This window comes from Clostridia bacterium (assembly GCA_036654455.1).
Lineage (GTDB): Bacteria > Bacillota > Clostridia > Christensenellales > CAG-314 > JAVVRZ01.
The window spans coordinates 16663-37876 of the sequence record JAVVRZ010000008.1 but is presented as its reverse complement, the minus strand read 5'-3'; the positions used below and the strand labels follow the sequence as shown (position 1 = coordinate 37876).

Annotated in this window: 15 protein-coding genes and 3 tRNA genes; 6 read left to right on the top strand and 12 right to left on the bottom strand. The window is 35.7% G+C overall.

What is annotated here, in order from left to right; genetic code table 11:
- Nucleotides 1-266 (bottom strand): hypothetical protein (locus tag RR062_05890; GenBank protein MEG2027234.1); only part of this gene is annotated, 266 nt, incomplete at its 3' end.
- Between the two features lie 201 nt (nt 267-467).
- Between RR062_05890 and RR062_05885 the strand changes: the two genes are divergently transcribed.
- Nucleotides 468-1472 carry an alpha/beta hydrolase gene (locus RR062_05885; GenBank protein MEG2027233.1) on the top strand — a complete coding sequence of 335 codons (1005 nt, stop codon included), beginning with the start codon at nt 468-470 and terminating at the stop codon, nt 1470-1472.
- Between the two features lie 100 nt (nt 1473-1572).
- Here the strand turns inward: RR062_05885 and RR062_05880 are convergent, their stop codons facing one another.
- Complete coding sequence (locus tag RR062_05880; GenBank protein MEG2027232.1) at nt 1573-2430, bottom strand: DegV family protein; 858 nt, start codon at nt 2428-2430, stop codon at nt 1573-1575.
- A 108-nt stretch (nt 2431-2538) separates the two neighbouring features.
- Nucleotides 2539-4524: an acetoacetate--CoA ligase gene (locus RR062_05875; protein MEG2027231.1), complete on the bottom strand. Its 1986-nt coding sequence runs from the start codon at nt 4522-4524 to the stop codon at nt 2539-2541.
- A gap of 223 nt (nt 4525-4747) precedes the next feature.
- Here RR062_05875 and RR062_05870 point away from each other — a divergent pair, with 223 nt between their 5' ends.
- Nucleotides 4748-5326, top strand: a complete 579-nt coding sequence (locus RR062_05870; protein ID MEG2027230.1) for a HutD family protein — start codon at nt 4748-4750, stop codon at nt 5324-5326.
- 285 nt (nt 5327-5611) lie between these two features.
- A complete protein-coding gene (locus RR062_05865) occupies nt 5612-7573 on the top strand; it encodes a 5'-nucleotidase C-terminal domain-containing protein (GenBank protein ID MEG2027229.1) in 1962 nt (653 codons plus the stop codon).
- A gap of 230 nt (nt 7574-7803) precedes the next feature.
- Here RR062_05865 and RR062_05860 read toward each other — a convergent pair.
- Nucleotides 7804-7890: transfer RNA gene (locus RR062_05860), tRNA-Leu, on the bottom strand.
- Between the two features lie 321 nt (nt 7891-8211).
- Here RR062_05860 and RR062_05855 point away from each other — a divergent pair.
- Nucleotides 8212-8294: transfer RNA gene (locus RR062_05855), tRNA-Leu, on the top strand.
- Between the two features lie 131 nt (nt 8295-8425).
- Nucleotides 8426-8501: transfer RNA gene (locus tag RR062_05850), tRNA-Val, on the top strand.
- 187 nt (nt 8502-8688) lie between these two features.
- Here the strand turns inward: RR062_05850 and RR062_05845 are convergent.
- On the bottom strand, nt 8689-9165 hold the full coding sequence (locus RR062_05845) for a hypothetical protein (GenBank protein MEG2027228.1): 477 nt from the start codon (nt 9163-9165) through the stop codon (nt 8689-8691).
- A 257-nt stretch (nt 9166-9422) separates the two neighbouring features.
- Complete coding sequence (locus RR062_05840) at nt 9423-9578, bottom strand: hypothetical protein (GenBank protein ID MEG2027227.1); 156 nt, start codon at nt 9576-9578, stop codon at nt 9423-9425.
- Nucleotides 9579-9704: 126 nt separating this feature from the next.
- Between RR062_05840 and RR062_05835 the strand changes: the two genes are divergently transcribed.
- Nucleotides 9705-10148, top strand: coding sequence for a helix-turn-helix transcriptional regulator (locus tag RR062_05835; protein ID MEG2027226.1), 444 nt, complete (start codon nt 9705-9707; stop codon nt 10146-10148).
- Between the two features lie 375 nt (nt 10149-10523).
- Here RR062_05835 and RR062_05830 read toward each other — a convergent pair whose 3' ends face one another.
- From RR062_05830 to RR062_05805, 6 genes are all read right to left on the bottom strand, one after another.
- A complete protein-coding gene (locus RR062_05830; protein ID MEG2027225.1) occupies nt 10524-10892 on the bottom strand; it encodes a desulfoferrodoxin family protein in 369 nt (122 codons plus the stop codon).
- A gap of 12 nt (nt 10893-10904) precedes the next feature.
- The gene (locus tag RR062_05825) at nt 10905-11285 is read right to left on the bottom strand and encodes a transcriptional repressor (protein ID MEG2027224.1); all 381 of its coding nucleotides are present in this window, start codon (nt 11283-11285) and stop codon (nt 10905-10907) included.
- 125 nt (nt 11286-11410) lie between these two features.
- Nucleotides 11411-11761, bottom strand: a complete 351-nt coding sequence (locus RR062_05820) for an Hpt domain-containing protein (protein MEG2027223.1) — start codon at nt 11759-11761, stop codon at nt 11411-11413.
- Nucleotides 11754-14537, bottom strand: coding sequence for an ATP-binding protein (locus tag RR062_05815; protein MEG2027222.1), 2784 nt, complete (start codon nt 14535-14537; stop codon nt 11754-11756). Before RR062_05815 ends, RR062_05820 begins: the two co-directional genes overlap by 8 nt.
- A gap of 12 nt (nt 14538-14549) precedes the next feature.
- Complete coding sequence (locus tag RR062_05810; protein ID MEG2027221.1) at nt 14550-17723, bottom strand: response regulator; 3174 nt, start codon at nt 17721-17723, stop codon at nt 14550-14552.
- Nucleotides 17710-21162, bottom strand: a complete 3453-nt coding sequence (locus tag RR062_05805) for an EAL domain-containing protein (GenBank protein MEG2027220.1) — start codon at nt 21160-21162, stop codon at nt 17710-17712. The genes RR062_05810 and RR062_05805 overlap by 14 nt, the downstream gene beginning before the upstream one ends.
- Between the last annotated feature and the right edge of the window lie 52 nt (nt 21163-21214).

Below are 21214 nucleotides of genomic sequence, written 5' to 3'. Positions count from 1 at the left end.
TTAATAAAACTAGAAACTTCTACATAGTTTACCGAAACAAATATAGATACTAAACCTACTATGGAAAGTACTAAAAAGGTGTTAAAGGAATGGTTATTTACCTGTGGGGGGGGTATTCTATTTACCTTAAAAATTTTGTTGTCGTAAAAATTTAAAAATGAGGCATTGTCATTACAAAATGAAGAATATTTAAAAAACCACAACACAATATCTGCTACAACAGCAATTAGCAACATTATTATAAATGTAATTACTAACTTAAACAAATACTACCCCATTTAATGATTTAAAAATACTTTGTATTATAATGTTACAATATATTACATAAAATAGCAATAGTTTTTTTTAAAAAACTTTCTAAATTTACAAATATTTTGACCTAAACAATACATCTTGACAGATATTTATTTACAAGCTACAATTAAAACAATATCTAATACTAAATATCTGGACATTAAGGAGAAACGATGGATAAAATTAAGAAACCAATATACAAAAAAGTTTGGTTTTATGTAGTAGCCATATTACTGCTATTTGTTATAATTTTCGGCATAGTTCTATCTACTTCATACGCTATTGCTGAAATAGTTATGGATATTGTTTGTAACGACAAGAACCCTTCTACCCCTGAAAATTACAGCGAGATACTACTTTTAACCGATAAAATAGCAAACGTAGAATATTCTTCTAAATTTGGCGAAAATATACTTGATATTATCTCGCCGAAGAACAACTCGCAAAAATTGCCTTTAATTGTATATATTCACGGCGGTTACTACACTAGCGGAGATAAACTTACCAAAGAGGCTTATTGCCGAGTTATCGCCCAAAAAGGTTATGTCGTAGCTAACATAAATTACTTGCTTTCGCCCGAAGCGGTCTACCCTACTCAACTAATTCAAGTTAATGACGCTATTAAGTTTTTACTTGATAATGCAACTAAGTATAATATAGATAGCGACAAAATATTTATCGGCGGAGATTCTGCCGGAGGTCACCTAAGCGGACAATTAGGTTGCTTGTACACTAACGAGGCATTTGCAAATAAATTATCGCTTACGCCTGTAATTAAGCCCGACCAACTTAAAGGTGTGTTGCTACTTTGCGGTTTTTTTAACTTCTACACCGTTAGAGATACCAATTTTCCTTTGCTTAACCAAGCTATGTGGATGTTTACAGGCGTAAAAGAATATGAGAATTCGCCTTACGCAGGTCTTATCGACACAATTAGCAACGTTAACGCAGACTACCCAGATACCTATATTATTTGCGGTGACTACGACCCATTCTATAAACAAAATCAAGAAATGTCGGCAAAACTTAAAAGTTTGGGCGTAAACGTAGTAGACTATTTGCCAACAACCACAAGCGATAAGTTGCAACACGAATTTCAATCGAATTTTGACCTTAAAGAGTGCTACGAAGGACTTGACAAACTATTTGACTTTTTAGCTAGCGCTAGCAAAGATTAATTTAATAACTAAATATTTTTTAAAAATTTTAACCACAAAAAAGCCTTACAATATATTTGTAAGGCTTAAACTTTGCTAAAAATTATAGTGAGTGATAAGACTAATCTTTTACTCCGCCATCGTTGATAAATAAAATACCTAAACAGTTAGGTCCGCAATGGCTTGTTATGGTGCAACCGGCTTTTGTTTCGATAATTTCTTTAAAATTAGTCTTTTCTTTAAGAATATCTAATACAAGTTGCCTATTTTCTTCTAGAATAGTTGTGGTTGTAAAGAAAATACGTGTGGTGTCGGGGTTGTTATAATGAGCTAAAATGTCTTCGATATATTTGCCGATACAGTGTTTAAGCGTGCCAAATTGCTTTTTGCCCACTACCATTTTACCTTCTTTGACTTCGATTGACGGACGAATCATAAGCACATTTGCGCCAAGTAACGCAAGCGCCGAGCATCTACCGCCTTTATATAAATAATCTAGCCTATCCAGTACAAAAGAGGCTTGCACATAAGGTACTCGACTTGTTACTTTTTTAAAAATTTCTTCTACGCCTAAGCCCTTTGCTCTTAAATCGCAAGCGTACATTATCAACAAACCTATGCCGGTAGATAAGTTTTGACTATTTACAACATAAACGTTGGGTAGCCCCTTAGAAGCGACAAGCGCATTGTTATAGGAAGAAGACATAGAGTCCGAAATTGTAAAGTGAATTACAGCTAAACCTTGCTTAACATATTGAGTAAATTTTGTTTTATAGTCCTCAATAGTCACAGCCGAAGTGCTTGGCAATTTTTTAGTTGTGTTGACATAGCTAATTATTTTAGATGGATTAATGGTAATACCGTCTAAATACTCTATTTCGCCTAAATGGATATACAGCGGAAAAATGTCTATTTCTTGTTTAGTTAAGTAATCTACATTTAAGTCGGAGGTACTGTCAGAAGTAATTTTAATGTTCATATTTTATCTCCCAGTGTTATAGTGAAATATTACAGTATTTTTTCAATTATGTCAACAAAGATTAGACATAATGTAGTATTAAAATGTACTTCACTTATATATTTTTAATTATTTTTGCAATTCCGGCAGAATTTGCGTAAAGAAATCCAGCGACTCGGGATTTGCCAACGCATCTCTATTAGTTACTTTTCTACAATTTACAATATTTGTAACTGCGCTTTCAACTTTTTTGCCGTTAAGCGTCTTTGGAATGTCGGGAACTGCAATGATTAAAGCGGGAACGTGTCTAGGCGAAGCATTTTTGCGTAATGTAGTTTTTATTTCTTTGATTAACGCATCGTCTAAAACGTAACCTTCTTTGAGTTGAACAAATAATAGCACCCTTTGGTCGTCGTGATAGTTTTGCCCTATTGCAAGGCTGTCTTTAACTGAGGTAATTTTTTCGACTTGATTATATATTTCAGCCGTGCCAATGCGAACGCCCGAAGGTTTAAGAACGCTGTCGCTTCTACCATAAAAAGTAATACCACCTGTTTGCGAATTAAAAGTTACATAGTCGCCGTGATACCAAATGTTTGGGTAAACTTTAAAATACGCAGTAAGATAACGTTCATTATTAGTGTCGTTATAAAAATAAATGGGCATAGACGGCGTTGGAGCAAGACAAACTAGTTCGCCCTGCGTGTCACGTATAGGTTTGCCTTGTTCGTCAAAACACTCAATCTTCATACCTAAGCCGGGAGCTTGCAATTCGTTAGAATAAACCGGGCTAATAGGGTTGCCCGACGCAAAACAACCGTTAATGTCAGTGCCACCCGCAATAGAATTGAAGTGTAGGTCGCTCTTAATAGCCCTATAAACATATTTAAAACCTTCGTCCGAAAGCGCCGAACCAGTTTGAGAAATGCAACGCAAATGCGATAAGTCACAAACGTCCTTAGGAACAAAACCTTCGGCGAGTAAAGAATGGATATAGCTTGCCGAAAGACCAAATATGCTTACTTGTTCTTCTTCAAGAATTTTCCAAATTGCGCTAGTGTCGGGGTAACTAGGGTTGCCGTCGTAAAGAACTATGCTCGAACCTGCGCCTAAGGCTGCGGCTTGCCAATTCCACATCATCCAACTGCACGTAGTTATGTAGAGCATTCTATCCGTTGGTTTTACGTCGTGATGCAAGACAAGTTCTTTAAGTTGATTTATCAGTAGACCGGCTACCGATTGAACCATACACTTAGGTTTGCCAGTTGTGCCAGAACTAAACATAGTAACCATAGGAGTATTAGCCTCGACTTGCTCATATTTAAAGGTGGAAATATCGCCGTTTGATAAAAAATCTTGATAAGAAATGGCGTTTGCAACCTTAGAAATATCGTTGTCGCCGGCATAGTGAGCTACAATAACCTTTTTAAGGGTAGGAATACCTTGCGCTATAATGTTAGCTTTGCTTAAACAATCAAAACTTACGCCCTTATAATAATATCCGTCAGCTGTAAATAAGACCTTAGGGTTGACTTGACCAAGCCTATCAATAGCGGCAAGCGTACCTATATCAGTTGCGCACGAACACCAAATTGCGCCCAAAGAAGTCGTCGCAAGCATAGCGATTATGGTTTGAGGAATGTTAGGCATATATGCGCTTACGGTATCGCCCTTGCCTACGCCAAGCTCTTTAAGCGACATAGCTAAGCGAATAACTTCTTCGTGAAGTTGCTTGTGCGACATTTCACTTCTAATTTTGTTCTCGCCTCTAAATATAATGGCGGGAGAAGAAGAATGGCTGAAACGCAAAATATTCTCAGCATAGTTGAGCTTAGCGCCTATAAACCAATTCGCTCCGGGAAACTTATGTAGGTCGTCTACTACCTTAGAATAAGGCGTAGAGATTATGTCAAGATATTTCCAAAGCATATCCCAAAATTGTTCGATATTTTCAACCGACCACTTGTAAAGAGTTTTGTAATCGGTAAGCTCTACCATAGCTACGCCGTTTATGGTTGCAGGCAGAGATAATTTTTGATTGACATAGCGCATAAAATCATACATTTTTGTAGATTTAATGACCTTTTCGCTAGGGGTATAAAGCAAAGTTTGCATAGTTTCTCCTTGTAAAAAATAAATAATAAGGTGGCTGAGCTAAAAACAAATACTGCCACAACTACTAATAAGATAATACTTTTCACAACTTTTGTCAACCCTAAATTTCCTTAAAAAAACAAAAAGTAAAGTTAATATATATTGCATTAAAATTGTTACTATGGTAAAATTTTCTTATGCGTTATTAAAATAATTTCTAATAAAATTAACGGCGAGGACGACTATGCAAACAAAAATAATAACACAAGCAGACTATTTAACAACTGTCTGGTCGGGCGGAAAAACTAGACAAATATTTATTTATCCAACTTGCGCAGATTACGCTAAGCGAGATTTTTTGTTTAGAGTTAGTTCTGCTACTATTGAAATTGAGCAAAGCAACTTTACAATTTTACCTAATATAAATAGATTTATCGCCCCTATCGGTTGTTCTTTTACTTTGCAAGACCAACACACCAAACAAAATATTCGCCTTAATAATTGTCAAATATATGAGTTTAACGGCTCTTGTCCCATAACTTGCTACGGCAAAGGACAAGACCTTAACCTTTTTACGACAAGCGGAGTTTGTGGCTCTATGAGGCTTTGTAAGGGCTTAGAAGATATCTATTTACAATCTAATCAAGCAAAGTGGTGCTTTATCTATGCCGTAACCGACATAAAAGTTGAAATTACAAATTGTAAAATTGTCAAACAGTTCGACTTACTTAGCGGACAAACTTTGAACATAACCTTAAATTCAAATGAAATAGTTAAACTTAAAACCGACTTAAACTACATATTAATACAAGTTGAGGTTTAAAGATACGTTGCTATATTATTTACGCATAATATTTTTAAACGTTAAATTAGTTACGAATTTAAATAATATTTACTCAACTTAAATAGTGAAAAATTATTTCTTTATATGCCTTTTGGATTGTAATCTTCTATTGACATTACAAAACAAATATGCTAGCCTAAGAGGTGTACAAAGTCGTTTTAAAAAGAGTTAAGCCAAACATTTTTGTTATGGTTTGTACCAAAGCATAATTACTAAATAACAAGTCTTGGACTTATTATATTATTATTATTTTGGGAGGCGCACATGAAACAACTTAAAAGATTAGTAGTAATAATGTTTACTATTATTTTTGCAGTATCTATGTTTATCGTTCCAAACACTGTCTATGCGGCAGAACTTGGCGATATGACAGGGCAAGTCGTAGTTATACATACTAACGACACGCACGGCAGAGCCATAGCAGATGTTAAAGCGAGAACACCGCAATTAGGATTTGCTAGGGTTAAGACCTTAAAGGCTATGTACGAAAAGGCAGGCGCAACCGTTGTTACGCTTGACGCAGGCGACGTATTGCACGGTTTGCCAATAGCTAATATGACTAAGGGCGAAAACATAGTTAAGATTTTAAATCAAGTCGGTTACGACGCTATGGTTCCTGGTAACCACGACTTTAACTATGGCACAGCTAGATTACTTCAATTTGCAGGCAAAGACGCAACTTATACGGGCGCAACATTTGCAGGCAAAATTCTTTCGGCTAACTTTGCAAAAGACGATAATACCAAACCTCTTGACTCTCACATTGTAATCGAAAGAGGCGGAAAGAAAATTGGTATTTTTGGCCTTTCAACAAAAGAAACACTTACTAAATCTCACCCAGACAACACTAAGGGCTACAAGTTTAACGACATAGTAGCTACTGCAACAGAAGAAGTAGCCGCTCTAAAAGCATTAAACTGCGACTATATCATAGCTCTTACCCACTTAGGACTTGACTTATCAAGCGGAAACGAAACATCACAGTATCTCGCAGAACAAGTTACGGGTATTAATCTAATTGTTGACGGTCATAGTCACACTACTCTTACAACAGGTAAACTTGTAAACGGCGCATTAATAGTTTCTGCCGGCAACTATATCGAGCGTATAGGCGTAGTAGTACTTAACGGAGCAAGCATAACAGCTAGCCTTGTTAACGACAAAACATTAGAAGAAGAAGCTACAACCAAAGCATTATTAACACAATTAAATGCCGAAACAGAAACATTACTTGCTGAAAAAGTTGGCGTAACAAGCGTTACTCTTAACGGAATAAGAAATAACGTGCGTAGAAGCCAAACCAACTTAGGCGACTTTGCAACCGACGCTATGAAATTCTACGGCAACGCCGAATTAGCTTTCACTAACGGTGGCGGTATTAGAACAAACATCGAAAAGGGCGACATAACAAAGAAAGACCTCGTTACAGTATTCCCCTTTGGCAACTATGTTGTAACCAAAACCGTATCGGTAGGCACAATCAAAGCTATGCTTGAACACGGCATAAAAGATTATCCAAGCACTAGCGGTGGTTTCCCACAAATTGCAGGCTTTAAATATGTATTTGATGGCGAAAGAAGCGCTGGCGATAGAGTTATATCAATAACTATCGGCAAAGCAACAGTTTATAAAGACGGAGCTTATCAACCTATTGTTAAGGGACAACCCGAAACATACGAAAATAAGACATATTCGCTTGCAACAAACGACTTTACCGCTGCCGGTGGCGACGGATATACAATGCTAAAAGCTTGCGGAGAAATTGGTCAATTTGGAGCGCTTGAAGAAGCTTTAATAGCTTACCTTGCTTCTGGCGTTGATATGAACAATTATAAATATTCTAGCAATCGTATGACCGAAGTTAACAAAGTAATTGTTGATTTGCGCATAGACCAAAACAACATGCTTGTCATGGTCTATAATGATGGCTCAACGGTTGAACTAGGTCTTGTAAAGGGCGACACAGGCGCTAACGGCGTTGACGGAACAAACGGAACTAATGGAACAAACGGCAAAGACGGCGTTGATGGAACAAACGGAACAAATGGCAAAGACGGCGTTGATGGAACAAATGGAACAAATGGCGTTGACGGAACAAATGGAACAAACGGAACTAATGGCGCTGACGGCAAACCCGCAAACAATGTTTTCGGTATTGTTTCCTTAGTAATTAGCGTATGCTCAGTTACATTTGCAGTAATCGTATTACTTAAAAAGAAACAATAATACTAATAACACATAAAGTTATGAGCAAAACATTTAGTTGTTTGTTGGCTTAATTTAATTTAATTTTTAAGGCTGTAATATCTTTATTACAGCCTTAATTTATAACTTAAAACAGTGTGTTTTAAGGCTGTAAAAAGCCCTACACGGCTAGATATGTTTAGCTACTAACAACTAGAAGTAAACATATCGACCCGATTGTAGGACTAGTCAAGCCTTAAAAGGCTAAGCTTTGGTGCGGATAACAGGAGTTGAACCTGCACGAAGTCGCCCCCACTAGAACCTGAATCTAGCGCGTCTGCCAATTCCGCCATATCCGCAAGAGTTAAAAAAGTTATACGATATTATTATAATAGCACAAAAATTAAAAAAATCAAAGCCTTGCGAATAGTTTGAAATAAATAATTTGTCGCAAGTTATGATAACTCAATTTTAACTTTAAATTTAGTAGTAATATATATTTAGACATAGCTATAATGAGTTTTTATATCAACATAGAATAGTTAAAAAGCTATTTAAGGCAATTAATATTATTTATAAGCGTAAAAAATAAGTTTTATCAAATTAATTAAAATTTTAACCAACAAAATTTGTATTTTCGTTGACAAAAAAGGGTGGATAGTTATATAATCAATGTGCTAGCGAGAGTGGCGGAATGGCAGACGCGCACGTTTAAGGGGCGTGTGGTTTTACCGTGTGAGTTCAAGTCTCATCTCTCGCACCACTAGAAGCAGTTTAACTGCTTCTTTTTTATTTTATCTAAAACTACATTTTTTTATTTGTCAAAAGATAAAACTCTAATAAAATCTTTACAAATCTATTAAATATGATATAATGTAAATACAAATTTTAGTTGGGTGATTGACTCAGTTGGTAGAGTGCCTCCGTCACATGGAGGAAGTCACAGGTTCGAGTCCTGTATCACCCACCAAAAAACGACAATAATTAATTATTGTCGTTTTGTTTTGTTTAAGACCATTATGATATTTTAACCTTTGTTTGTAAACTACTAGAAAGTTTTAACCTTTGTCTATTTTAAACTATGAAGTTTTGACATTTACGATATTTTAGCAAGAAGAAAGTATTTGTATCGCATCTTATAATATAAAACAATTATTTTAGCCAAAAGTTAAGTTTCCGGAGGCAATTAACCAATAAACTACGCCAAATATTATCAAATATACTACCGATATTACAATTGCGACTGTATTCTTATTTTTTACGCTCTTTACTTTAATCCAGTTTATATCTTTCTTAACAACAATAGAAGAAATAATAGAAAATATAATAGTAGCGACAGCCCCTATCGGCAAAGTATTAAACAGTTGCTGGCATAGAGCGATGGCTTGGTCGCCGTTATCAAACAAAGCCATAAATGCCGGCGAGGCTAGCAAAGTAAACAGCGAACAAAATATTATTATCATCAAGACAAAAGCGTAAAAGAATACGCCGATAATCGCCAAACAAGCTACTGTCGAATATATGAGGCTAAGCGTTCTTAAAAAACCAAAAAACCTACCAGTTTTGCCAAACTTGTTTGGTTTAACTTGTAATGAAGATAAACTGTTAGTTGCATTAAAATTATTGTTATTCATAAGTCACTCTTCCATTTTTTCTAATTATATCATACTTAGAAAATTTTACAATAGCGTTTTGCGTTTTTTGCTTTATTTTTAATATACCTTATTATATTATGTCGATGCTATATTATGTCGATTTGATTTAGTCGAACATTATATTGCAATTACAATTTATGCAATTATTTATTCTTGCTTTTACAAGCATTGTCGTTATATTAGGTTAGTTATTTTGACTTATAAACAAGAATTGTATCTAGCCAAGATTGTATACCTTAATTTAATTTACTTAGTTCTAGCTTGTAGTTAATTCCTTCTACCATTTCAATTAATAAATGCGTTGGTGTTTCGCATTTTGGATAGGTTACATTTTTAATCTCTTCAACTTCCAACATAAGTAATTCCCCTATTAAATATAGTAAACTTAGCATATAATGTTTCTCCTTTGCGAATTAATTTGTTATTTGTGTTAACACTATTATATACCTATACTTACAGCGAATGCAATTAAAATATAGGCAAGAAGTTTAAAATATTGTTAAAGGAAGTGAATTTTTATGTTTATTTTGTCGAATTTTGCCGAAAGGTTAACCGAACTTATGCAAGAACAAAATCTAAATAATTCTTCGCTTGAAAAAGCTAGCGGGTGTCCTAACACCACCATTTCGGCTTGGCTAACAAAAAATGTCTACCCAAAACCCTTCAATCTTATAAGACTGTCCAATTTTTTTAACTGTTCGATAGACTATTTACTGGGCTTGACCGATTCGCCCATAAAATTTCCTGGCGGGTCTTCAACTTTTGCGCAACGTGTGACCGAACTTACAAAGAGCAGAGGCATATCTTTTTACCGAGTTTACACCGATTGCAAAATACCAAACAGCTATTTTTCAAGATGGATTAAACTTAAACTTATACCCGAAGTACCAACTTTAATTATTCTCGCCGAATATTTTGGCTGTTCGATAGAATATTTGCTTGGGCTGTCTAACAAATTTTAATTTTTAGAAACATTTATTATGATTTATTTGTGATTAGTCAAACATTCTTAAAAATAAGTAAATATCAATTAAGCAAGAGCATCTTTAAAAATGTTCTTGCTTTTTTAATAAAATGTAACCGTAATATTTAATAATATCTACGCAATAATTGGTTTACAAATTAAGATGTATAGCTTTAATTTAAATTTACAAAACAAAAACCGATAAGCTAAACTTATCGGCGTTTGTTGGAGGTAATTTGTTATTAAATTAAAAATCGATTGTTAAGTAACCATTTAATTCTTGGTATTAGGTGGTTTGACTAAGCTAATCAATTTCAACTTTTTCTAATTTATATTTCCATTGACAAATTTGTTAAACTGCTACAAAAATGTTTTATGCCTTCCAAAGTCCGTGTAGGTTGCAATAAGCATAAACGGCTATAATTTCGTCTCCGCCACATAGCTCAAAACAAGCAAACGGAGCGGAATTTGGCGTTAACTCTTTGCGTTGATTGCCTTGCTTAGTGTGAATAGCTATCCATTGAATGTAGTGTTGCTCGGTCATAGGGTGGTCGACTGAGCCGACTTTTACCTTGACGCTTGCGCCTGTTTGCTCTACAACGGGCAAATGTTTTTCACGAGAAGCGTCAACCGTATTAGCTACTATTTCTTGCATAGGCTCGCCACAACAGATAATTGGTACTCCCGAGTCTTTTACATAGGCAATTATATTGCCACAATGTTTGCACCTATAAAATTTCATATATGTATCTCCTTAATTTAAATTTTTCTTACAATTAACGCACAAACCGCTAAACACTAGGTCAACTTTGTCAATTTGACACGAATATTTCCGTCTTGTATCGATTACGCATTGGTTAAGGTCGTCTAAATCAATATCAAATATTTTATCGCATTTTTGACAGCGAAAATGAGCGTGTGGCGTTAAAGTCTTGTCAAATCTATCTCCGTTTGGTATCGATATACGCAATATCTTTTTTGCGCTCTCCAAAACGGCAAGATTGCGATAAACAGTTGCAATATTAATTGACGGCATTATCTCACGAGCCCTTTCAAGCACGACTTCGGCGTTGGGGTGGTCGCAACTAGAATTTACTACTTTTAATATTGTATCTCGTTGTTGTGAGTTGTTCATTGATTTCCTTAATATTGATAATGATTATCATTATTATATCATACTTTTATGCCTTGTCAACTATATTCTAAATAATAGTTAAATAATTATTTTGATTTGGCTAGCAAATTTAAGACGCTTCTATGTCAATCTATTTGAATTATAATTTTAATTTGATTTAAGTGTTTGAGGATTTGCCCGTAGTAACGCAAAACATTTGCATATTGATTTTTACGCAAATCTTCGACAAGAGCGCAAGTTATATCGTAAAGGGGCGTAAGTCCCATATTGCCCGTCGTGCCTTTAAGAGCGTGGGCGTACTCAAAAGCCGAGTCGTAATTCTTAGACCGTAGCGCTTCGCCTAGTTTTACAAAGGCTTGGTCGGTTACATAAGTAATAAGGCAAGCGTGATACAGTTCAACATCGTTTACAAATCTGCCCATTATCCCTTCGATATCCGCCCCATATATTTTTAATTTTTCAAAAACTTTATCCATTTATATTTTTACCTTCCTTTACAAACAATTCGTCTAATGTGCTATATAGCAAATTCGAATTAATAGGCTTTGCAAGATGGGTGTTCATACCCGACTTTTTTGACTTCTCGACGTCCTCGTCAAAAGCGTTAGCCGACATTGCTATTATAGGTACAACTTTTGCCCAATGATTATTTAAATTTCTTATATTTATGCTTGATTGTAGCCCGTCCATTACAGGCATTCTAATATCCATTAATATTGCGTCATAACTCTCCGGCGAACTTTCAAACATTTTAAGTCCAATTAATCCATTCTCGGCTATGTCTACAACGGCATTTTTAAATTCTAACAACTTCTTTGCAATTAGAATATTGATTTGCTGGTCTTCTACAAGCAATATTTTTCTTCCGCTAAAATTATATTTTTCTTTACGCTCAGCCGAAACAAACGATATATCTTCGCTTGCTTGTTCTTCAACAACGCCGAGCGGAATTGTAACAAAGAAAGTCGTGCCTAGGCCAAGTTTACTTTCTACTTTGATACTGCCATTCATTAGTTTGACAAGGTTTTTACATATAGCAAGTCCAAGTCCACTACCTCCATACCCGTCTTTTAAACCGCTATGCTCTTGTGAGAATGGTTTGAAAATATCTTTTAAGAAGTTTTTGCTAATACCTATTCCGGTGTCGCTAATTTTATAACAAATGTTAGTAATTTTATCGCTTCCGCCGACTTTAATAATATCAAGGCAAACTGTCCCGCCACGAGGGGTAAATTTAACGGCATTTGAAAGAATGTTGATTAGTATTTGTTGTAACCTCACTCCATCGCCTAAATAACTGTAATTAAATCCTTCAAACTTGGTTATTACATAGTTAACGCCCTTTTCAAGGGCTTGCATTTGAATAATGGTATTTATTGAATCTAAAAAAGGTTGACAAACAATGACTTCGTTTTTAAGAGAAACTTTTCCGCTCTCAATTTTTGCCATATCTAAAATATCATTTAGCAGTTGAAGTAAATATCTCGAAGCGTATTGCGAACGTTGAATACACTCTTTAACAAAAGCTTGATTGTCAATTTGTTGAAAGGCAAGCTCGTCCATACCCATAATAGCGCTCATAGGCGTTCTTATTTCGTGACTGATGCGAGAGAGAAATTCGCTCTTTGCCTTGTTTGCTTGCTCAGCCATTTTTACTGCCAAGACTAATTCTTGATTCTTCTTCTCTTGTTCAACAATAGCGTTTGTAATATCTACTCTTGCCATTAAAATGCTCTTTAATTCTTTGTTTATGTAGCTAAATCGCAGTTGTTTATGCAATTTACCACCGCTACCATTGGGTATAGCGTAATATATACTATATATTTTGCTTGTTTCAAGATTGGCTAATATATTTTTAAGGGTTATCTCTTTTTCAACACGCTCAACGTCTTCTTTGCAAAGATATTGACGCAAATATTCGTAAGTATCTTCTTCAAAGTTTTGACTCTCGTACACATAAGCGTTGCCTAATTCTTTCTCGCTATATCTAACAGCCACGTTTCGGGCTGCATCTATTACTACCAAAAAATCATAGTCGGTCATAACAATCGCATTCATAATATTTTGCATAGTTTTTTCATTTGTGATATTGGAAGAATATACAAAGGCGTTTATTTCGCCGGTTTCTACGTTTTTCATCATGTGCGCAGTCATTTTTGTCCAGTATCTACAACCTAATATATTTCTAGTAAGTTCAATGGACGCCGTTGTTATGCCGTTTGCAAACTGTCGCAATAAAGAATCTCTGCCGAAAATGGCGGCGCAGTCTTTTTGCATTTTTGGCGTAGCTAATTGCTTGTAAACTTGCTCAAAATATTCTTGCGCAGTGCTTGCTACGCTCATACGAGCGGTAAGCTCGGGAAAAATACTCTTATAATCTATGATTATATTTTTGGTTAAATTTACATTGACTGACGCCATTGTAGCCTTTTGCATTGCTTCACGATATGATAATTCGTCAACGTAACGTTGCTCTGCCTCTTTTTCCCTAGTGATATCTCTGCCGACGCAGTAAGCTCTCTCGGGTTTGCCGTTCTCGTCAAAATAGTTAGTATATATAACACGTTCGCACCAAAATTCGTCTTCTTCGTTTTGTCTTAGCCACAAATCTGTTGTAACTTCGCTAACGCCCTTTTTTAATTTTTCAATCATAACTAATAGGTGTTCGACAGAGTCTTTGCGCATATATTTACCGGGAACAAGCGAAGCTATATAATTAGTAATTAAAGTTTGCTTAGTGCTAGCTCGTGGCGAAGTTGATAGAATAGTTAAAGTATCTTTTTCGTAATCATATTCCCAAATATTAATGTTTGACGACTTAATTGCCGCTAAATAGCGTGACCTACTTTCACGTAGGGCTTGCTCGGTAACTTTTTGCGAAGTGATGTCAGTGCAAAAAGCGTACACATATTCCTTTCCAAGCTCGTCTACTAGATGTTGAGTGCGTTGACTTATCCAAATTAAACTGCCGTCTGTTTTTATTGCACGGTAGACAACTTCGTTTATATTAGACTTGCCGTTATATTTGCTAGCGATTTCTTTAAGTCTAGGTATGTCGTCGGGATAAATAAAGTCCCAAGGCGTCATATTAATTGGATTAAAAGCAGAACTTTTGTCGTCAATACCGAGTAATTCCTTAAATTTATCATTTACAAAGGTAATCTTATATTCGGGGTATTCCGTAGTTATAATTAGCCCTATCGGCATCATTAATTTAATTAACTCCGATTTAATATCTAAATATGGTTTCATTAATCTTCCGCCCTATTTTATAAAGTTTTGAATAGTTTGATACAGTAAAAACGGTTCAATAGGTTTTGCAAGGTGTGCGTTCATACCTGCCGACCTAGTTTTTTCTATATCTTCATCAAACGCATTTGCCGTCATAGCTATTATTGGTATAGTTTTTGCATCTGCTTTACGCATTTGACGAATTGATTTAGTAGCTGTAATGCCGTCCATTATGGGCATTCTTATATCCATTAAAATTGCGTCGTAATAGCCGACTTCTTTTTGAGCAAATGTTTCTATTGCGATTAGTCCATTCTCGGCAACTTCTACTTCCATATTTTTGGCGTTAAGCAATTTTTTAGCAACTTCGATGTTGAGAAGATGGTCTTCTACAAGTAGAACTCGCTTGCCGGTAAAGTCAACTTCGACAGGTACAATAAACTTAGCGGTTTCTTTTTGTAGATATATCTTTTCAAATGCAGAAGCTAGCGAAGACTTAAATAACGGCTTAGAAAGCAACATATTTACGCCGGCTATTTTGGCTTCGTTTTCGATTACTGCCCAGTCGTAGGCGGTCATTATTATAATTGTTACGTCCGTACCTACAATTTTGCGAATTTCACGAGTAGTTTGGATACCGTCCATATCGGGCATCTTCCAGTCAATAAGAATAATGTCAAAGAACTCTTTATTGCTCCACTTACTTTGTACGGCTTTAATTGCGCTTGAACCAGACACTACATATTCTGCCGTTATCTTCATATCGAGTAATATGTCTTTGGTGTGTTGACAAATAATTATATCGTCGTCGACTATTAACGCTTTAAGATTGTCTAAGCATACGCTAGTTTTACTTTGTATATCTTGTTTAGAACTTTCGACTATGCCTAATTTAACTTCAACTACAAATTCGCTACCTACGCCCTCAATACTGTTTACGCTGATGCTGCCGCCCATAAGATTAATTAAGTTTTTGCAAATTGCAAGTCCTAGCCCGGTACCGCTTACAGCCGTACCAGCACGAGCTTGTTCAAAGGGTTCAAACAATTTTGGCATAAATTCTTCGCTAATACCTATGCCGGTATCATTAACTATAAATTTCATAGTAGCTTGGTTTGCGCCACATTTTTCTTGGTGAATTATAAATTGAACTTTGCCTCCGCTTGAAGTAAATTTTATAGCGTTAGAAATAATATTTACAAGCACTTGTTGCAATTTCATTGCGTCGCCAACATAAGTATTCTCAACGCAACTAGTAATGATAGAGTCGTATTCTACGCCCTTTTCTGTTGCTTGTTCGTTACAAATGCTGTTAATGCTATTGATAAATTCTGCAAATGGAATATTTTCATTGCGAATAAGCACTTTTCCGCTCTCAATTCTTGACATATCTAGTATATCGTTAATTAACGAAAGCAAAAATCTAGCCGATAACCCAACTTTTGAAAGATATGACGATACTTGCGACGGGTCATTTACACAATTTGACGCCAAGGTAGACATACCAATAATTGTATTCATAGGCGTTCTTATTTCGTGACTCATACGAGAAAGAAATTCCGACTTGGCCATATTAGCTTGTTGAGCGGCAATTAAAGCGTCTTTTAACGCCTCATTTTTACGCTGTTCTTCATCGTAAATAGATGTAATATCGGTTCGTGTAAGTATAATTTTATTGTGTAATTTATCAAGATAAGTAAATTGCAATTTCTTACGACTAATAGTTCCGTCGGGCTCTTTAACTCGGCAATACGTAGTAAAAATATCTTGACATTCTAATTTCGCAAACAAATTGTCACAAGACATTTCGTGTATATTTGTTTCAATATCTTCTTCTACTAAGTATTTGTGCGCATACTGCTCTACCGCTTGCTGATAATTAGAAGAAAACCCGGTTGGCAGGGGCGTTTTTCCGCCGGTCTTTAAGTAGACAGTATAGACTTTGTTTGTTTCGTCGATTAAAGCTATATAATCGTAGTCCATATTTACAACGGCGTTGACTAGGGCTGAGTCAGTCTTTTTTTGGTCAATATCTATTGCGTAAATATAAGCTTCGATGTCGTCGCTATGCGGATTTTGGAACATATCTACTTCTATTTTAATCCACAATACATTTTCATAACCAAAGCATACGTACGATTCTTGCGAAACGGTGGTCTTGCCCTCTCTAAAAACTTTAAGTAAATTTTCACGATTAAATACGCTTTTATATTCGTCTAGCTCTTTTTCGTCTAAATGAGTCTTATATTCGAGTTCAAAGAACCCGTCAACTGTCCCTTTGTCTTGAAAACATAGCACAGTTGGATTGTTACCTTGCCCGTCATCGCAAGTATTGTTGGTTAAGTTCATTCTAAACGAACCAATTACGTCTTTATTATGTATTTTTCTCCATTTAACTTCTTCGGCGTAGCGTTCTTCGAGTTTAACACGTTCTGTAATATTAATAGCTGTGCCAATCGCTCTAATAGGCTTATTGTCGGCATCAAACAACGTATTATAAGAAATTTTATACCATAAATAAGTAGAACTACCTTCGTCACGCCATCTTCCCACGCACGAAGAGGTCTTTTCGCCTGCGTAGAGTTTATCAAACATAGCGTATAGAGAAGGTACGTCGTCTTGATATAATAGACTACTGGAACTTCCAAATATTTCCGGTACGTTACGAATAGTAGTTACGTTGTCAAACGCTTTAATATGCGTAGCGTTATTGAAGTTGTATATTGTCTTTGTAGCAAAGTCAAACATCCAAGTAGACACGCCACATTGCTTAGAAGCCAAAGTATGATTTTCAAAAAGATTTTTGTATGCGCCAATGTCTTCGGCTATGCCAAGCGCACTGATAGGTTTGCCTGATTTATCAAAATTCGTATAGTACTGTATCTTTTTCCAAATAGGTACGCCACCCTCTATCACTTGTATCTCGCATACGATTGAGGCTTCTCCGCATCTAATTCTTTTGTGCATATTTAGCCAGTCAAAAGCCGAGTCGGCGTGTATTAAACCCATAGCAATCATATTTTGCGGGAAATTTTCCCAAGTTTTAGATACTCCAAGTTCTGCCATTGCGTGTTGCCCTGATTGAGCGCTGTCGTCAGTAGGGAAGTATGTCCAAGATTGTATTCCGCAATATTTAAGAATTAAACTTGCATTATCAATGTTTGGACTATCGCCTTGCATTAAAAAGTTAGAATTATTTTCTTCCACTATCTTTAACGCCCTCCCAAAATAAATTCATATTCTCAACTTCGCTTATATCTACTATAACTTCTAGGTGCATAGATATTCCTCCACGCTCAATGGTTTTGCCACGCATTAAAAAGATATCTTTTGTATTTGGTTTGCGGAACAACCTTGTATACACTTTGTCTTGCTCCATTCGTGGCATAGAACAAAATTCGCAAGGCGAACTTCTCTTCATCAAAATTTCGTAGCACTTTTTGCCCTTACATTCTTCCCTTGTAACTCCGTTAGTCTTACAAAGGTTGTCGTTGACATATAAAAGTTCATAAGTAACGCTGTTGCACGCATAAATACTGTCATTAATTGTATCAACAACATTTTCAGCGTCGTTTATCCATTTGCTGATTGAGGTAATAATTGATTTGTCGCCATAAACAGAAACGGTGTTTCTTCCATGACACTTTGCGTTATATAGAGCTTTGTCGGCGTTAGTATAAATTGTGGCGAAAGAATTGTCTTCTTTTAAAGAAACGGCTATGCCGACCGAACAAGTTATCTCGGTATTTTTGCCGTCAATAGTAATGTTTAACATACTCAAACAAAATTCTTTGGCTAGTTTTTCAACAGAATCAACGCTATCTATTTCATTCATAAGTACGGCGAATTCGTCGCCTCCCATACGGGCTATAATGTAATTTTGTCCAAAAACTTGCCTAAGTTTTTCGGCGACCTTACAAATTACTTTGTCGCCGTAGTCGTGTCCTAATGAATCGTTTATCTTTTTAAAATTGTCAATGTCAAGCATAATCATAGCGCTAGACTTTGAAGAACTTAGAAGACGACGTGTCATAATGTCTTCGGCGCTAATTCTATTGAACAATCCGGTCATTAAGTCAGTCTTAACTTGTTGCGACATTGTGTTATATTCTTTGACCATTTCTTTAAATCGTTGGTTAGAATCAAGCACGTTATCAATACGACGAGTCACAACTTCGGGTATTAAAGGTTTGACGATATAGTCGTTTGCGCCCAAAGAAAAAGCGTTAATTTGTTGCGCAGGAGTATCGTCTGCGGTAATTATTATTACCGGAGTAACATCAAGATGCGGACAACTTTTTTTGTATTGCAAAAATTCTCTACCGCCCATAACGGGCATAGAAATGTCAAGCAAAATTAAGTCAACTTGATTATCTTCTAATATTTTAATAGCTTCTTTACCGTTTTCAGCCTCTAAAAAGGTAAATCTACCTTGCAATATTTTCTTTAAGACAATGCGATTTATCTCGACGTCGTCGACAATTAAAGCAACCTTATCCTTATGAGTAGTTAAAAGCAAAGAAGTTCTATATTTTTTTAATTCTTCGTCAAGCGCCTTACGAATTGTAATGTCGCTTAACTCCCCTATTAATATTTTTTTGTTGCCAACCATTGACACATATTTAAGATTTGTATGTATCCATACGGGATTTCCGCCGTTTCGCAACCGCATATATTCGCACTCAACATTTTTTTGCGTTACCGAACAAGTTCTAAAAGCGTTAAGTAAGGTCGCTTTACTGTCTTCGTCCATTACAGCAAGAATTTTTTGAGCGTTAGTAGACATATCGTCATAGCCTAACAATGCGTAGTACGCTTCGTTTACTCTAATTATTTCAATTTTATCGTCGACATACTCGTAAATTACCACCGGTTGCAACAGGTTGCTAAATAAGGGCTTCACATCTAGATTGACGGAAAATAAATTGTCATAACAGAAAAGGTCTTTTTCAATCGTGTCTTGCGAAGTAAGCGACAAGTTGATGCAAAGTTTGTCGTAATCTTCAATCGGCATAGGACGAGCGTAGTAGTAGCCTTGCACGTAGTCGCACCCAACGCTTCTTAAAAATTCTATTTGCTCGATTGTTTCTACTCCTTCGGCAATTACAGGTATATTTAGCCACTTCGCCATACGAATTACCGATGCGATAATATTTTCACTTCTACCCGGACTATCAGCTTTTGACAAAAATTGCATATCTATCTTCAAAATGTCTATCGCTATATCTTTTAGTAGACTAAGCGAGGAATATCCGCTACCAAAGTCGTCCATCATTATCACAAAACCATAATCTTGAAGTTGCCTCATAGTCTTTTTCATAGCGGTTGGATTATCCGTGTAAGCGCTTTCGGTCAATTCTAGGTGAAGTAAAGAAGGTTCTACTTCGTATTTTTTAACAAGCGACAATAAAGTTTCAACTAAATTAGGGTTATAAGTATTAACCCTAGAAATATTTACGGATATTGGATAAGGTTTAATTCCTTTTTCTCTCCTTGCGGACAAACATTTGCACGTTTGCTCCCAAACATAATAGTCAAGTTTGGTAATAAAGCCATTGCGTTCAAAAATGGGTATAAATTTACCGGGCAAAATTATACCTTTTTTGGGGTGCATCCACCTTACAAGGGCTTCCGCTCCGCAAGGCAAATTTGTATGTATATTATATTGAGGTTGTAAATAAATGTGAAATTGACCATTTTCTAAGGCATAGTTCATTTCATTTGTAATCTCTTGTTCGGCGTTAATATCTTCGCTCATACTTTGATTGTAATATGCGTAGAAGTCAACGTAGTTTCCCTTGCATACTCTTGAAGCAAGCGAAGCTCTGTTATACATTTCGTCTACCGAAATTTTATTGTCGGTAATTATATAAATACCTATCGAAGGCACAATATCGTAGTTTGTATTAAATTGAGCGAGCGTCTTTTTTGATTGAAGAACCATTTTCTCTATTTTTTCTTTTTCGTAAGGCATACAAACGCCGACAATATCACCGCTAATTCTACCATAGGTAACAAGTTCGCAATTTTTTACGTCTTCGGCTGTTTTTTCAGCTATATAAATAAGTAGTTTATCACCTTCTGCCGTGCCGAAAAAAGTATTAATTAATTTAAATCTATCAACGTCAAAGCGTAAAAAAGCAAATGTAACGCTAGGATTAGCGTCAATCATTTCACGAGTTGTTTCAAAAAACTTTGCTTTATTATAAATTCCCGTTAGAGCGTCGTATTCGGCTAAATATTGAAGTTGTTTTAACGCCGATAACTGGCTTTTATCTATTGCATTTTTAAGCCTAAACATAATAATTTCGGCATCGTAAGGCTTAGAAACGAAGTCCCAAGCGCCAAGAGAAAGAGCCTTTCTCTCACTTTCTGCGCCGTGACTGCCGGTTGTGACAATAATTGGTAAATTATTATACTTGCTATTTTGACGAATAGCTTGCAAAAAATCATAACCGCTCATTATCGGCATAAGAATATCAAGCATAACGGCAGAAATCTCGTTAGAATATTTATCAAGTAAATTTAACGCCATTTGACCATTTTCAGCTTCAAGCACAATGTATTTAGACGACAATATTTTAGATAGAATTGTTCGATTAATGCTATTATCGTCAACAATTAATATTTTTTTTAGGTTAGGCATTTGATTCCCCCCCCCCTAAAAGATTTGAACCTATTAGATGGTTTGACACTGT

Excerpts from the sequence above, each read along its gene's own strand:
- RR062_05885 (MEG2027233.1), top strand. The coding sequence starts at position 468 with ATGGATAAAATTAAGAAACCAATATACAAAAAAGTTTGGTTTTATGTA.
- RR062_05880 (MEG2027232.1), bottom strand. The coding sequence starts at position 2,430 with ATGAACATTAAAATTACTTCTGACAGTACCTCCGACTTAAATGTAGAT.
- RR062_05875 (MEG2027231.1), bottom strand. The coding sequence starts at position 4,524 with ATGCAAACTTTGCTTTATACCCCTAGCGAAAAGGTCATTAAATCTACA.
- RR062_05870 (MEG2027230.1), top strand. The coding sequence starts at position 4,748 with ATGCAAACAAAAATAATAACACAAGCAGACTATTTAACAACTGTCTGG.
- RR062_05865 (MEG2027229.1), top strand. The coding sequence starts at position 5,612 with ATGAAACAACTTAAAAGATTAGTAGTAATAATGTTTACTATTATTTTT.
- RR062_05845 (MEG2027228.1), bottom strand. The coding sequence starts at position 9,165 with ATGAATAACAATAATTTTAATGCAACTAACAGTTTATCTTCATTACAA.
- RR062_05840 (MEG2027227.1), bottom strand. The coding sequence starts at position 9,578 with ATGCTAAGTTTACTATATTTAATAGGGGAATTACTTATGTTGGAAGTT.
- RR062_05835 (MEG2027226.1), top strand. The coding sequence starts at position 9,705 with ATGTTTATTTTGTCGAATTTTGCCGAAAGGTTAACCGAACTTATGCAA.
- RR062_05830 (MEG2027225.1), bottom strand. The coding sequence starts at position 10,892 with ATGAAATTTTATAGGTGCAAACATTGTGGCAATATAATTGCCTATGTA.
- RR062_05825 (MEG2027224.1), bottom strand. The coding sequence starts at position 11,285 with ATGAACAACTCACAACAACGAGATACAATATTAAAAGTAGTAAATTCT.
- RR062_05820 (MEG2027223.1), bottom strand. The coding sequence starts at position 11,761 with ATGGATAAAGTTTTTGAAAAATTAAAAATATATGGGGCGGATATCGAA.
- RR062_05815 (MEG2027222.1), bottom strand. The coding sequence starts at position 14,537 with ATGAAACCATATTTAGATATTAAATCGGAGTTAATTAAATTAATGATG.
- RR062_05805 (MEG2027220.1), bottom strand. The coding sequence starts at position 21,162 with ATGCCTAACCTAAAAAAAATATTAATTGTTGACGATAATAGCATTAAT.